The organism is Candidatus Poribacteria bacterium (assembly GCA_021295715.1).
In the GTDB taxonomy this organism is placed as follows: Bacteria; Poribacteria; WGA-4E; order WGA-4E; family WGA-3G; genus WGA-3G.
Genome location: JAGWBV010000001.1, coordinates 82870 through 96922 on the forward strand (window position 1 = coordinate 82870; position 14053 = coordinate 96922).

A 14053-nucleotide genomic window follows, 5' to 3' on the forward strand; every position below is an offset into this window, starting at 1 on the left:
ACCGTAACGCTAATAGCGTGACTTCAAGATGCCCCACGTTGTTGCCACTTTACCTTCAGGTTCAACACCCCAAGGTGTCACATTGTCTTGGAAATACTCGTATTCAACCTCTAAGGAACCGACACCTGAGGCAACACCGGCATAAATTCCGAGCCACAGCGGTGGTGTCAGCTTAAAGTCACCTTCCCCGAAATCTGTCCAGTCGTCATTTGCGTCCATTTTATACCACCCGGTGTAATGATCGTTCTCTTTCTTGAGCCTGAGGAACAACTCAGTGTCCCCAAAATCCGGACGCCACGGCGGATCAGGTGGCCCCAAACCTGCCTCTTTGGTTTGGAACTGGAGTTGCCCTTTAGCCCCCGCATCGCGCGACCAAAATTTGATGGTGACCCAGTTATCGTCCTTTGGGCTTTTGACGAGGAGTCCATTCACACCCGAATCGGTATCCCATTTGGAAAAGAAATGGGTTTCGACATCAAACATATCGGCATCCGTTTCCTGATAGAGGAAGTGGGATTCATCCGTTGCCCAGATGTTTCGATTGACTTCACTGTCAATATACAGGTAATCCTCGCGGGTTTCACCGACATCCCAATCCGGGGGTTCGTTTTGCCACTTCCAATTTGGATTTTGCAGTTTCCCCTTCTCGAATGGATCCCCGAAGGATTCGTCTGCGGCGTTTGCTATGCAGACAACGCTGAACATGAGTAAGCAAACGAGCGCAGTATAACAGAAATTTTGGTTTTTCATACTGTAATCTCCTTTTGTTTTGTCCGCCCTGAAATTGGGATAGACTTTGTTCGTAGTAGGACAATTCATTGTCTGTTTAGGGCACTATTCCTACAGGTCAGATTTATGAGCCTTGTTTAAATCATGCCTCAACAATTGCTTCCACAAGGCTTTCGACGGATGCCTCCTTTGCCATCACATCAACCCGTACATCACGCGCCAGTGCCGTTTCCTGCGTTGTGGGACCGATCACGGCGACTTTGACATTCGCGAGTAACGCTGTAGGTGCGTGCGCGGGAAACATTTCCAAGAAATTCGTAACCGTTGAGGAACTGGTGAATGTGACGAGATCAATTCTGCCGTTCAAAAGATCGGTTTCAATTTCATCACTATTTTCGCTTGCCACTTTGACGGTATCGTAGAGAGGCATGTCATCGACCTGTGCACCCTGCTCGCGCAAACCATTGGGCAGATCGGCAGTGGCAATTTTGGCGCGAGGAAGTAGAATTTTCTTTCCGCTTACATCTCCTATTTCAGTAGCAATCGCACTTCCACGGGCGTGAGAAGGAACAAAGTTGGGGTGGATACCGATACGATTTAGAGTTTCCACCGTTTTCGCACCAACTGCACAGACGTTGCTCTCACCGAATGCGCGTGCGTCCTTTCCGTTTTCTCGGAGACGTTCATAGAAAATTTCAACGGCGTTGACGCTCGTGAAGATAACCCAATCGTATCCGTTAGGAGAGGGTATGTTCACACCGTCAATAGGTTGAATCTGTATCGTAGGGAATTGGATGACCTCTGCGCCGTTTGCCTCCAACAGTTCTGCGAATTCGCTTGCTTGTGCCCGGGCGCGCGTAACGAGTATCCGCTTCGCGAAGAGCGGTTTGGTATCAAACCAGCGAAGTTGCTCGCGTAGCCGGTTCACTTCTCCCACAACGATAACCGCTGGACTTATGAGTTCGGCTTCCTCCACCTTTTCCACAATATCGGTAAGCGTGCCTTGGACGACGTGCTGTTGCGGTGTCGTTCCGACACGAACTAAACTGACAGGCGTTTGTGGATCTCTACCGTGTGCTGTCAGCCGTTCCACAATCTGGCGAAGGTGCGCAACTCCCATGTAGACAACGAGCGTATCAACGGCTGTGGCGAGATGTGCCCAATTGATGTTTGAATCTGGACGCAGTGCCGCAGAATGCCCCGTGACAAAAGCGACGGATGAGGCATAGTCGCGATGTGTGACCGGAATACCTGCATAAGCGGATGCGGCAATCGCGGATGTGATACCTGGAACGACCTCGAATGGGATACCGGCTTCTGTGAGAGCAACCGCCTCTTCACCACCGCGTCCAAAGATATATGGATCGCCGCCTTTCAGACGCACGACGATTTTACCGGCTTTGGCGTGTTCAACCAGCAGATGATTAAGTTCATTTTGACGTGTCGTTCGGATTCTTGGATCGGGGGCTTTGATTTTTTCGGTGTGCGCCGGGCAGTGTTCCAACAGGTCATCGTTGAGCAACAGATCATAGATGACAACATCAGCGCGCTGAAGGCACTCTACACCTTTGAGCGTGATGAGTTTTCTATCGCCGGGACCGGCACCGACAATGTAAACAATACCTGTGTGCGATCTTTGATTTTTAATTTTTCCTTGCGGTTCGATGAGGCGGGTCTGAATCTTCGCGCGCCTTTCCATAGATCCGCCCTCCATTTCATTACGGGCTAAGTTTTCGATTATACCTTTTAGAGTATGCTTTCTCAACAGGAAACCGTACTATATCAATCCAAGTTGCTACCTAATAGGTCATGGACATTTCAATGCGGATTTTTCAAGGAAAACATCTCTTTACACCCCGTAGGGGTGGTATTGCTTCGCAGTGAGAATAGAAAATCGGGTCTTCAAGGGGCTGCACCCCGTACGGGTGCTATGTAAATGGAAACTGGCAACTTAGGTTATATCAGTTCAGTTGCCCCACTATTCCGAAGTTTTTCAGCAACAACTCCACCTAAGTGCCGTGCTGTATCTGGTGTTCCGATGCTGCTTTCCACAATGCGGCGCGTGCCGTCTGGGTGACAAACCGCACCGATGAGCGAGAGTTCACCGTTGACATGTTTCGCATGCGCGCCAATCGGCACATGGCATCCACCGCCGAGGTTTTCCAAGACAGTTCTTTCCGCTGTGATTTCTGCCGTTGCTGACGTATCGTTCAGTGGCAGAAGCAGTTGTTCAACCCTATCGTTACCTTCCCGCACTTCTATTCCAAGCGCGCCTTGTCCGACCGCCGGGACCATCTGTTCCGGGTCAAAGAATTGTGTGATAATTTCTGGCTCGAGAAGACGTTTGATGCCTGCCGCGGCGAGGATGATCCCGTCAAGGTCGGTTTCGTGAAGTTTGCGCAACCGCGTATCAATGTTGCCTCGAACATCAACGACTCGCAGATCTGGACGGATATAGAGGAGTTGTGCTTTTCGGCGTGGACTTGTCGTGCCGATCTTTGCACCTTCCGGCAAACCGCCTAAAGGCACGCCTGTGTCTGTGATAAGCACATCGCGTGGGTCTTCTCGTGTCGGGATGGCGGCAATGCAAAGCCCTTCTGGCAATTCTGTCGGGAGATCTTTCAAGCTGTGGACAGCAAGGTCGATGTCGCCAGCCAAAAGAGCGTTTTCTATCTCTTTGGTAAAAATACCCTTACCCAGTCCAACTAACGAGCGGTTTTGAATCGCATCACCGGTGGTTTTAATGGTTTTGAGGGAGACTTCCAAGGTGGGGAAATGGCGTTCCAGTTGATTCTTGATGAATTGTGCCTGCCAAAGTGCGAGTTGGCTGCCGCGTGTGCCAATTACGAGCGAGTTGTGCATTTTTTTTATTCATCGTTAACATCCAAAGCGAACAATTCCTGTAACGCTTGGACATACTGCCCGTGATCGGCATCGCCGTCGTTAACAGCGCAGCGTAGGTTCTGCATCGGATGATGGAGCAGTTTTTTAACGATTGCCTGCGTCATAGAGGCGATGGCTTCCTCTTGCGGATCGGAGAGTGTTGTTTTATAGAAGCACGCTTGCAATTCGGTGTCGGCTATCTCTCGAAACTGCTGGTGCAGTGCTTTAATCGTAGGATTGACTTGAAAGATTTGCAATTGGTCATAGAACCGTTTCGCTTCTTCAGAGACAATCTGTTCTGCGCGGATTGCTTCCTGTTGCCGGTCTTGGAGGTTTGAGGCGACAACGGCTTCCAGATCATCAATATTGTAGAGGAACACCGAGTCGAGTTTACTCACATCCGGCTCGATGTCGCGTGGAACAGCGATGTCAATGAGAAACATATATCGGTGCTTCCGTTTCCGCATGATGTCGGCGAGAGGCTGTCGTTTGATGAGATAATCGGGAGCATTGGTAGAACTAATGACTATATCGGCATCAATGAGGAAGTTGAGGTCGCTATCGTAGGCGAGAGGCGTTCCATTGAACTTCTCTGCTACTTTAACTGCCCGTTGGTATGTCCGATTTGCAACAATCACGTTGGAGACCCCGTTTGCAACGAGATGCTTTGCTGTAAGCTCGCTCATCTCTCCTGCACCGATGATCGCAACGGTCTTACCTTCGAGTGTATTGAAGATCTTTTTGGCGAGTTCGACAGCAGCGTAACTAATGGAGACAGCACCCGTGGTGATAGTCGTTTCAGATCGGATGCGTTTGCCAACGCTAAAGGCTTTGGTGAAAAGGCGGTTGAGAATAGCACCCGTGCTACCTGCTGAACGTGAGGTATCGTAGGCATCTTTGACTTGACCCAGTATTTGGGACTCACCGACAACCATAGAATCCAAACTCGATGTCACTCTGAAGAGGTGCTGGATCGTCTCCAAGTTATGATGGAGATACGTCCATTTCTTCAGCGATTCCATATCAATCTGATGGCATCGGGAGAGGAATTCAGCCAGCACCTTGGTGGCGGCTTCGGCAGTCCGCACTGAATTCAGGACTGCATAGACTTCTACCCGGTTACAGGTGGAGAGGATCACTGCCTCTTCGACCTGATCAGATTCACGCAAGTATTGATGGGATTCAATGAGTTGTTCTTCGGAAAACGCCAACCTTTCTCTGAGTTCGATGGGCGCGACGTGATGGCTGGTTCCGATAGAGACGATGTGATTCATTCCTTTTACCAAAAAATCCAAAGAGGTGAAACATCCTACATACGTTTGCTAAATTATATCACATATCAGCGGTTGTGTCAAATTTAGATAAGGTGATGATAGGGTTATTCAGTTTTCATCCCAGACCCGGTAGATGCGGTTTCCTAACCGCACCGAGTATGGTTATGGAATTACCGAGAATGCCCTTAACGATATGTATGCATGCTATCTAAAAAGAGATCTACACCAACGTAGGTGCAGAGGACAGCGACGAAACCAACGATTGCGGCATACGCCGCTCTACGTCCGTGCCAGCCCCAGAGTTGGCGGATACCGATTTGTGCGACATAGATAAGCCACGTCACCAAAGTAGAGATTACCTTCGCATCGAGCCATCTCCACGGCACATCTCGGATATATTGCGTCCAGAGACTCCCGACAATAACTCCCATTGTCAGTAAAATGACACCCAAAATTGTGCAACGATATCCAAGTTCGTCGGAGATACCGAGAGAGGGGAGGAGGTTATCAAAAAGCGCGTCCGTCTTTCTGCGGATTTTCCGTTCGGCTATGAGATACATCAGTCCGAACCCAAAGGCAGCGATGAACGCAGCATAAGCGAGAAAAATAAGTGTCGTATGTGCGAGAAGCCAGTAGGTTTGAAGTGGTTCTGGGAGCGCAGCCGTGTGTGTGGCGAAACTATATGAGATGAGTATCGCAATGAAGGCAACCGGCATCACAAAGCTACCGAGTGTGCGGAGGCGTGTCAAACGCACGATGAGCAGATAAATCAACGTGATTGCCCATGCAAAAAAGGCGGTGGAGTCCGTCCAGTGCGTCATTGGAAAATGCCCCTGTTGTAGCCACCACAGCGCGATAAAAACGCTCAAAAAGGCGAAGCCAATGATGGTACACCAAAAGGCGATCAGTTCGATTGTTGGACGAATTACGGATGCTTCGGTCCGATTCCCAATCGCCAACGAGAGCGTCTGAAAGATGCCTGCAGCTAAGTATATCAAAAGAGTGACGAGAAACAAAAAATTTATCATAAGACTGCTGTCAAAATACAGAAACAGTTATTTAGTGCTGTGCGTCTAACAATGTTGAAGTAAAAGTATTCGCGCGTTTCAGTTTCCCCTGTCGAACCCAGTTGAAAAGGCATTCGGCGGAACATCCAGGATTTGTGAGACCGAGACAACATGTCTGCGGTTGTGTGTTGTTCGTTTCAACAGTGTTGATAAGCACTTCAAAGAAGTCGGCACGCCTTTTAGGAGTCGGAAAAGCCTTGAGGATCTCAGAGCGGCGCGTTCCCAGGAATTCGATGAATACCCCATAGCCGTTGTTTTCAAACTGATTCGTGAGTTTTTTATGTAGATGTTTCACCTTGTCAATGCCTCTGCTGCTGCGTGCCGATATACTAATTATTAGGTTGTCATCTATGATGAGTTTAGGGGTGAAGTGCGTGCCAGCATCCGGTGCATCAAGATATTCCCGAATGAATGTCCCTTCGCTTCTGCATTGGTCAATTCCTCCCTGATAAGGGGGGGTGATGCTCAAAAGTCTATCTACAGCGGAAAACTTATCTGCAATAACGAGGAACGCATCTTCAAGGTGATGCGGTTTCGCTGCGTCGGGTGCCATACATAACACCGATGCACCGCACTGGCGTAAGAGCGAGACACGCCGTTCAATTGCTGGTGTTTTCTGCTCACATAAGATAATACACGGACGATTTTCCAACAGGAGATACACCGGGTAAGGAAGTCCTTGATTCGCAATCGGCACTGGTTCGCCATCTTCGTATCCGAGTGTATAGAGCGAAGTGGCGCGGAGGGTCTCTTCAAGATGTTCACGGATGCGGCGACTCGTCGCCGGGCTTTTACCGCTCGTCGAGATACTCAACAGAATCTCACCATCCGTTACGACAGAAGCAGCGGCGAAGGTGCATTGTGGGATCACGTCAACGACGTTGACTAAGCGGATTTTGTTCTTGTCGTGCGCTTTGGCGAAAACAGCGGAGTTAATATCTGTAAAATCGGTCGCCGCGCAGACGAGAAAGTAACCTTGTGTGTCGTCAGCCGCCAACTGTCGCTTGTGCCAGCGAATTGTGCCGATATTTGCGAGAAACGTCAACAATTCCGTTGCATCGGGGCTGATGACGGTAACATCGCCACCACTGAGAAGCATCGCGACAACTTTCCGTTCCGCGACGGTTCCACCGCCAACAACAAGGCATTTCCGGTCTTGAAGGTTTATGTGTGCAGGATAAAACATTTTGTGAGTTATCGGTTGTCAGTTAACGAGATTTTTGATTAACCAAACCATCTCTTAACTAACAACTGTTCCTTAGGATTCGCGTGAAACGACATAATCTGCGAGGTGCTCTAGTGCGATACGAGCAGGTGTCTCAGGTAGGACTGTCAACGCGGCTTTAGCACGATCTGCGTAGCCTTGGGCGACTTTCAAGCAGTGAGGTTCGACCCCATACCTCAGGAATAGAGATTTGACAAAATCGATGGCTTCGGTTTCATCTGTATCACGGTGCAGCATCTTCTCAAGTTTATGTTTTTCATCGTCATTACAGACAGATCGCGCATAGATGATCGGGAAGGTGAGTTTGCCTTCGCGGAGATCGCCAAACGCGTCTTTCCCCAATGTATCGGAATCTTCTGTGAAATCGAGCAGATCGTCCACAATTTGGAAAGCGGTTCCAATCTGTTGTCCGTAGGTCGTGAGTGCCTCAACTTGCTGTGTGTCTGTTGCGCCGAGATGTGCGCCAAGGGTGCAGGACGCCGCGATTAGTTTCCCGGTTTTGAAACTGATAATTTTGAGGTATTCGGCTTCGGAGATGTCGAAATCGCCACTTTTGTAGGCGTGTATGACCTCACCTTCACACATTGCCTGCGTAGTATCGGCGAGGATCGCCATCGCCGGATCATCAGCACGACGGGACACGAGCATCGAAAGGACGCGAGCATGTAAGTAATCTCCGACGAGGACTGCGACTTTGTTGCCCCATTTCGTCTGTAACGTCTCACGTCCACGGCGGATCGCGGCTTCGTCGAGTACATCGTCGTGAACAAGTGATGCGACATGGATGAGTTCAACCACGGCGGCAAGCGTGTGTGCGTCGCTCCCTTCGTATCCACAGACTTTGGCAGAAAGCACAACGAGAATCGGACGCAACCGTTTACCGCCACCCTCCACAACGTGTTGAACTGCCATGTCAACAAAGGTATATTCGCTGGCGGTGTGTTCAGTGAGTTTCGCCTCAACGGCACTGAGATCGTCGGTAATCAATTCAACGATTTGATCAAAGTTGGACATAATGTAGGGGCAACCCTTGTGGCTGCCTTTTCCCTTTAGAGATTTGCCAATGTCTGTGTTGCGGCTTCAACGGTGTTATTGATGTCCTCTTCAGAGTGAACTAAAGAGACAAATCCTGCCTCAAATTGGGAGGGTGCGACATAGATACCGCGTTCCAGAAGTCCCCAGAAGTATCGTTGGAAGCGTTCAGTATCCGCTGTGCGTGCGCCATCAGCATCCGTTACAGTTTCTGACGTAAAGTAGAGCATCAGCATTGAACCGACGCGACTGTGCCAAGCGTCAATACTGTGTTTTTGGGTTGCCGCAGCGAGACCCTCCGCAAGGGCAGCCGCACGGTTCTCAAGTTGTTCATAAACCGCCGGTTCAGCGAGTTTTTTCAGCGTTGTTATACCCGCTGTTACAGCTAACGGATTACCGGACAGTGTCCCCGCCTGATAAACATCGCCTTCCGGGGCAACGCACCGCATGATGTCCCGTTTCCCGCCATAAGCACCAACAGGCAATCCGCCACCGATAATCTTCCCTAAACAGGTCATGTCCGGTGTGACGTTATAGTAGGATTGCGCACCCCCATAAGCCACTCGAAAACCGGTGATGACCTCGTCAAAAATAAGCACAATACCGTGTTCTTCAGTGATTTCACGGAGTTGATTGAGATACCCCTCACGCGGTGGGATGATGCCCATATTGCCCATAATCGGTTCGAGAATGAGACAGGCAATTTCGTCAGGGTTGGCTTCTATCGCTTCACGGACGGCATCGGGATTATTGAAGGGGACCGTGAGTGTATTACGTGCGAAATCTTCCGGGACACCGCCGCTATCGGAAAGCCCAAACGTTGCGACACCGGATCCAGCTTTCGCTAATAGATAATCCACGTGACCGTGGTAGCAACTGTCGATTTTGAGGATTTTATCGCGACCGGTATACCCGCGTGCAACACGGATTGCACTCATGGTTGCTTCGGTACCGGAATTGACGAGTCGCACTTGTTCAATCGAAGGCACGGCGTTGACAATGATTTCAGCGAGTTCTGTCTCTCGTGTCGTCGGCGCGCCAAAACTCGTGCCGTTCGCCGCCACCGCACTGATTGCCTCTATGACGCTCGGGTGCGCGTGTCCCAAAACCAAGGGACCCCAAGAGGCAACGTAATCAATATATTCGTTTCCATCAATGTCGTAGATTTTCGAGCCTTCACCACGTTCGATGAAACGGGGGTGTCCGCCGACTTTACTGAAATTTCGGACAGGGCTGTTAACCCCACCCGGAATGAGTTGTTGTGATTTTTGCCATGCGGCTAAGGATTTACTGCTCTCCAAAGCGTTCCTCCAAAATCTTTTAGTAGTTGTCAGTTGTCAGTGTCGATTCACTATGCATAAACCTTAGTTTTGCAACCATTCCACAACGGACTTCGCAAAGTAGGTTAAAATTATGTCCGCACCTGCGCGTTTGATGCTGTTGAGCACCTCCAATGCGACCCGTTCTTCGTCGATCCAACCGTTTTGTGCAGCGGCTTTCACCATGGCGTATTCACCGCTGACGTTGTAAGCCGCGACAGGCACCTGAAATTCTGTTTTGACCCGATGGATAACATCGAGGTAGGAGAGGGCAGGTTTTACCATGAGAATATCCGCGCCTTCTTGTATATCCAATGCGACTTCGCGTAACGCCTCTTCTGCATTAGCTGGATCCATCTGATACGCGCGTCGATCACCAAATTGAGGGGTCGATTCCGCCGCTTCTCGAAACGGTCCGTAGAAGGCAGAGGCGTATTTGGCAGAATATGCCATAATCGGTATGTTTTCGTAACCGTTTTCGTCTAACGCCTCACGAATCGCGCCGACGCGACCATCCATCATATCGGACGGTGCGATAACATCGGCACCGGCACGGGCATGCGACAGGCTCTCCTTGACGAGGAGTTCCAGTGTCGGATCGTTTTGCACTTCACCGGCTTCAACAACACCGCAATGTCCGTGATCGGTGTATTCGCAGAGACAAACATCGGTCATGACAAGCAGATCGGGGACAGCATCTTTGATGGCTCGAACCGCTTGTTGAATGATTCCATCGTCGGCGTATGCCTCAGAACCGAGAGGGTCTTTTGCCTCTGGGATGCCGAACAGAATTGTTCCGGGAATCCCGAGCGATGCGAGTTCTTTCGCGGCGATGACGAGGGTGTCAACCGAGTATTGGTAGCACCCAGGCATGGCGGAAATTTCGGTTGCGGTGTTATGTCCGTGGACGACAAACATTGGGTAGATGAGGTCATTCGCAGAGAGCGCGGTCTCGCGAATCAATCGTCGCAAGTTCTCATTTGCGCGAAGTCGCCTCGGACGATAGACAGGGAAAATGCTCATTCACCCTCCGAACTCGAGGATTGGATTTCGTATCGGATTAATTCAAGAGTCTGGTCTTCGGGTGAGTCCAGTCCCATAGCCTCGTTCTCCTCAGCCACCTCGTGTTGGTGTTCAAATTTAACGATACCGACATTAGGTGCCAACCAGATAGTTGTTAGGGTTACATCTTGCTGATCTTGCGGTCCCGGCTGCTGTGGAACTTCCACAGACATCACTGTCTCTGTTGATGCATCTGTTCGATACTCAATTACCAAGCAGTCTTCAAAAGTGCCGGCTTCCGTCTCCACCGTTTCTGTGCCGGTGACGTTACCTGACTCTACGAGGGTGGTGTAGGTTTTAACAGTCTGCGTTGAGCCGCCAGGTATCTCTATAGGCATGCCTTTGATATCAATTGTCATGGTGAGGACGACGTTTATTTCGATAGCTGTCCACTCTTCACCAAAGGTGGCAGGTGTCGGTAGGAAATAGAAGTAGTCTTGGGAATCTACTTCAATATCGTAATCTAAGTCAAATGTGACGTTTAATTCCGGAGGCATCTGTTCCATCAGTGCTTGACGCATCAACACGATAGCTTCTTCCATCTGCTCCATTGTGGCGGCTTTGAGCGCGTTTTCGATTTCAGTGCCAACAAAAAACGCCACCCAGTCGGCACCGACTTGATAGAAATAGGGGTGAACGTAATGCTCAAAGTCTGCCCAGTTCTCCAAAGCCGGGTCGTAACTGAAGGCGCGATAGGATTCGCCATCAAGCTCTTCTGGCTCTATTGCGTAGCGCGTCAACTCGTCACCGTTCTGATCTTCGTAAATCCAGGAACTGCCGGGCGCGTCTGGAAAGTAGTAGTTTGCCCATTCATTTCCCATTAATGTCGCGCTAAGACCGAAGAGAAGCAAAATGGCGAGAATGAACCGAAAGTTTTTCAAAATGGGAGGTTCCTCCAAGGTTTTGATTGTTCCAACTTAATTATTAAAGTATACAGAATATCTCTGCAAACGGCAAGGCAAATTCTCTAACAGCGGCGTTCAGCGTGCCTCGTATTCAAATGGGAAAGTGACAGGCGCGCCGTTGTTTGCCCATGAGCGTGACATCGCGACATCAATCTCCCGATCCTTGCGCCCGTTATAAGCACCGTATTCAGGTTCTGTGTCGTTACGAACTGCGTTTACGAGACTCATCAGTTCTGATGCGACAGTGATTTCACCATCGCTGAGTGGATAATTTTGCAACGGGTTTTCCCACACCACTTCAGGGTCAGTGTCCGCCACAAGGGCGGCTAAGGTTTCATAGCCATCAACAGTATTCGTTCTGCGTGAGATGTTAACCGCACGCTGTGCATCGGCGGTTTCGTTTAAGATAACGGCATCGTTTCGGAAGCACATCCCACGTTCTGCGTAGAACTTTGACCCGTTAAAGCCTCGCAGTGGGGAACCGTAGGAGAGACTGCTGAAATTGAAGATTCCAACAGCACCATCTGCGAACTCAATCACAGCATGTTGCCAATCCTCAGTATCGCGCGAAGGTTGTCCCTGCCGCCAGACGTGTTCCTGAACGTTATAGCCTTTTCGGAAACCATAGACTTGAACGGGTTCATTGTCAAAACCGACGTAACTACGGATGAGTCCGATGCCGTGATAGCCGTGTCCTCGAAAGTCGTTATAGGCGGCGTTGACTTTCCCGAAAACGCCCGAAAGAATCATCTCCCGTTTTATCCGTTCTGAAGGGACGCGGTAGTAATTTTCGTTGACTTCCAATTTTGTGCCGTTCTCTTGTGCGGACGTAATCATCTTGTCTGCCCATCCGAGATCGGTATCAATAGGCGTTTCGGTGCAATAACTAACCCCACGCTCGGAGCAGAGAAGCCCTGGAATGTGATTGTTGCTCGGTGTAATCACAATTGAGCAGATGTCAGGTTTCACTGTTTCCAACATCTGCTCGGTATCTGTGTAGGCGGGGACACTGTATTTCTCGCCCTGTTCAGTGACGCTCTCTTCGCGTGGATCGCACACAGCGACGAGTTCGAGGTCATCCGTCAATTTTGAGATAAGGGGAAGGTAGGTTCCGGCACCGCGTCTGCCAGTACCGATGTGCGCGATTTTAAGGGTATCCATGGCTGTCCTCCCAGCGGGTGAGTCGGTAATCGCCTTTGCTATTCCACCCAGAAGACATGACTCCGTTCAAAGAGATCGTCATCTAAGTGGATTTCAACGAACCATTCGCCTGTAATGTCTGGCAAGTCGATGTAAAACCACGTAATTTTATCGCCTGTCGTTGATGTGAGGGTTTTCTTTTCTGTCCAGAAGGGCGGGTCGTCCAAGTCGTCTTCTGGTGAGAACCATGAGACTTTAACGGTGTGGTGTTCTGTGATGTTTGCCCATAAGACCCATAAATACACTTGGTCGTTGACCCCAGCGGAGAAGGTGGTCGTGATACCGTCGGGTCTATCCTCGAAGACACTGATTGCCAAGACAGAATCCACAATCGTTGGTTCGTCCCGTGCTACATCGGTAAAACCGCTTCCACCAGAAGAGGTCTCACTACAACCGCTCACGACAAGCGTCAGCGACAGTAGAACTATCCCGAATGTGGAATATGGAATTGCGAGCAACGTCTTGATGTAGGTGCAGGCTTGACGCATGGGGTCTTCTCCTGTCTTGGGCTGGGGTAGCCCCAGCTAAATAATTGGGTGTAAATATTGATTCCCATTGTATCAGTCCCCGATTTTTTTGTCAAAGGAAAAGTAGGGATCCTCTGTAGGAGGGAACTCCGATTCCCGACTCTAACGCTTCTGTACCGCAAACTTTCCAGTTTGCGTCCTAAAACCGCCACTCTCCTCAACCCGCCTCTTACTAACCATTTCCCGCTGGCGAGGTTTCTAACCTCACCTTCTGATTAATCATAGAAACCATTCTTGTAGAAGCGGCCTCCCGGTCGCGATTTTTCAACTTAAAAACCCGAAAACTGAATAGCCCTAATAACTTATGCGTCTGTGTTGACATATATCTTTTTTCGTGATAGATTGTGGTGATGATGGAGAAGTCCCCTTAGGATAACGCCAGTTTGAAAATACATCTGTAGGTGTTTTTGCTTGGGTGTTTCCCCTAGGTAGAGCGGTAAATACACCGAAAACGTTTTTCAAGACACTTTCTGGGTCAATAACGGTAGCGAAATCCAACGTGACACTTTTATCAAACTCACGTTTAGGATAGATAAGAAGGCGAGTCTTCCCGTCTGAAAATTAGCACGAAAACGAAACCTGCAACAACGGCGCAGGTGAATAAACGAAAAGGCACTTCAAACATAGAACCGATCTGACCGAACCGCAAGGAAAATTAAAATAATGACGTTTGATACAATTATTGCAGGCGGAAACATCGTTGACGGAACAGGTAAACGGGAACCCTTTATCGCAGATATCGGTATTCAAGGGGACGAAATTGCCGCTATCGGTGATCTCTCGGAAGCAGAAACACCTCGTCGAATTTCTGCAGAGCGACAGGTTGTCTG

12 protein-coding genes are annotated in these 14053 nt (G+C 49.6%); all 12 read right to left on the reverse strand.

Going from position 1 to position 14053, the window contains the following annotated elements; genetic code table 11:
• Positions 1-9: 9 nt before the first annotated feature.
• The 12 genes from J4G07_00390 to J4G07_00445 all read right to left on the reverse strand — a co-directional run bounded on the left by J4G07_00390 (position 10) and on the right by J4G07_00445 (position 13184).
• Positions 10-750 carry a hypothetical protein gene (locus J4G07_00390; GenBank protein MCE2412436.1) on the reverse strand — a complete coding sequence of 247 codons (741 nt, stop codon included), beginning with the start codon at positions 748-750 and terminating at the stop codon, positions 10-12.
• Positions 751-871: 121 nt separating this feature from the next.
• The gene (gene cobA / locus J4G07_00395; protein ID MCE2412437.1) at positions 872-2428 is read right to left on the reverse strand and encodes a uroporphyrinogen-III C-methyltransferase; all 1557 of its coding nucleotides are present in this window, start codon (positions 2426-2428) and stop codon (positions 872-874) included.
• Positions 2429-2685: 257 nt separating this feature from the next.
• Positions 2686-3591 (reverse strand): hydroxymethylbilane synthase, encoded by a 906-nt coding sequence (gene hemC / locus J4G07_00400; GenBank protein MCE2412438.1) that lies wholly within the window; start codon positions 3589-3591, stop codon positions 2686-2688.
• Positions 3592-3596: 5 nt separating this feature from the next.
• Positions 3597-4886 (reverse strand): glutamyl-tRNA reductase, encoded by a 1290-nt coding sequence (locus tag J4G07_00405; protein ID MCE2412439.1) that lies wholly within the window; start codon positions 4884-4886, stop codon positions 3597-3599.
• 185 nt (positions 4887-5071) lie between these two features.
• Positions 5072-5914: a cytochrome c biogenesis protein CcsA gene (gene ccsA / locus J4G07_00410; protein ID MCE2412440.1), complete on the reverse strand. Its 843-nt coding sequence runs from the start codon at positions 5912-5914 to the stop codon at positions 5072-5074.
• Positions 5915-5945: 31 nt separating this feature from the next.
• Positions 5946-7139 carry a bifunctional precorrin-2 dehydrogenase/sirohydrochlorin ferrochelatase gene (locus J4G07_00415; protein ID MCE2412441.1) on the reverse strand — a complete coding sequence of 398 codons (1194 nt, stop codon included), beginning with the start codon at positions 7137-7139 and terminating at the stop codon, positions 5946-5948.
• 72 nt (positions 7140-7211) lie between these two features.
• Positions 7212-8192, reverse strand: a complete 981-nt coding sequence (locus tag J4G07_00420; GenBank protein ID MCE2412442.1) for a polyprenyl synthetase family protein — start codon at positions 8190-8192, stop codon at positions 7212-7214.
• Between the two features lie 35 nt (positions 8193-8227).
• The gene (hemL, locus tag J4G07_00425) at positions 8228-9511 is read right to left on the reverse strand and encodes a glutamate-1-semialdehyde 2,1-aminomutase (GenBank protein MCE2412443.1); all 1284 of its coding nucleotides are present in this window, start codon (positions 9509-9511) and stop codon (positions 8228-8230) included.
• Positions 9512-9574: 63 nt separating this feature from the next.
• Positions 9575-10552 carry a porphobilinogen synthase gene (gene hemB / locus J4G07_00430; GenBank protein MCE2412444.1) on the reverse strand — a complete coding sequence of 326 codons (978 nt, stop codon included), beginning with the start codon at positions 10550-10552 and terminating at the stop codon, positions 9575-9577.
• A complete protein-coding gene (locus J4G07_00435; GenBank protein MCE2412445.1) occupies positions 10549-11472 on the reverse strand; it encodes a hypothetical protein in 924 nt (307 codons plus the stop codon). The genes hemB and J4G07_00435 overlap by 4 nt, the downstream gene beginning before the upstream one ends.
• Positions 11473-11571: 99 nt before the next feature.
• A complete protein-coding gene (locus J4G07_00440; protein ID MCE2412446.1) occupies positions 11572-12657 on the reverse strand; it encodes a Gfo/Idh/MocA family oxidoreductase in 1086 nt (361 codons plus the stop codon).
• 38 nt (positions 12658-12695) lie between these two features.
• Positions 12696-13184, reverse strand: coding sequence for a hypothetical protein (locus tag J4G07_00445; GenBank protein MCE2412447.1), 489 nt, complete (start codon positions 13182-13184; stop codon positions 12696-12698).
• Between the last annotated feature and the right edge of the window lie 869 nt (positions 13185-14053).

What these genes read in the sequence shown, in the direction of transcription:
- J4G07_00405 (MCE2412439.1), bottom strand. Translation starts at nt 4,886, where the DNA reads ATGAATCACATCGTCTCTATCGGAACCAGCCATCACGTCGCGCCCATC.
- J4G07_00440 (MCE2412446.1), bottom strand. Translation starts at nt 12,657, where the DNA reads ATGGATACCCTTAAAATCGCGCACATCGGTACTGGCAGACGCGGTGCC.
- cobA (MCE2412437.1), bottom strand. Translation starts at nt 2,428, where the DNA reads ATGGAAAGGCGCGCGAAGATTCAGACCCGCCTCATCGAACCGCAAGGA.
- hemC (MCE2412438.1), bottom strand. Translation starts at nt 3,591, where the DNA reads ATGCACAACTCGCTCGTAATTGGCACACGCGGCAGCCAACTCGCACTT.
- ccsA (MCE2412440.1), bottom strand. Translation starts at nt 5,914, where the DNA reads ATGATAAATTTTTTGTTTCTCGTCACTCTTTTGATATACTTAGCTGCA.
- J4G07_00415 (MCE2412441.1), bottom strand. Translation starts at nt 7,139, where the DNA reads ATGTTTTATCCTGCACACATAAACCTTCAAGACCGGAAATGCCTTGTT.
- J4G07_00420 (MCE2412442.1), bottom strand. Translation starts at nt 8,192, where the DNA reads ATGTCCAACTTTGATCAAATCGTTGAATTGATTACCGACGATCTCAGT.
- J4G07_00445 (MCE2412447.1), bottom strand. Translation starts at nt 13,184, where the DNA reads ATGCGTCAAGCCTGCACCTACATCAAGACGTTGCTCGCAATTCCATAT.
- J4G07_00390 (MCE2412436.1), bottom strand. Translation starts at nt 750, where the DNA reads ATGAAAAACCAAAATTTCTGTTATACTGCGCTCGTTTGCTTACTCATG.
- hemB (MCE2412444.1), bottom strand. Translation starts at nt 10,552, where the DNA reads ATGAGCATTTTCCCTGTCTATCGTCCGAGGCGACTTCGCGCAAATGAG.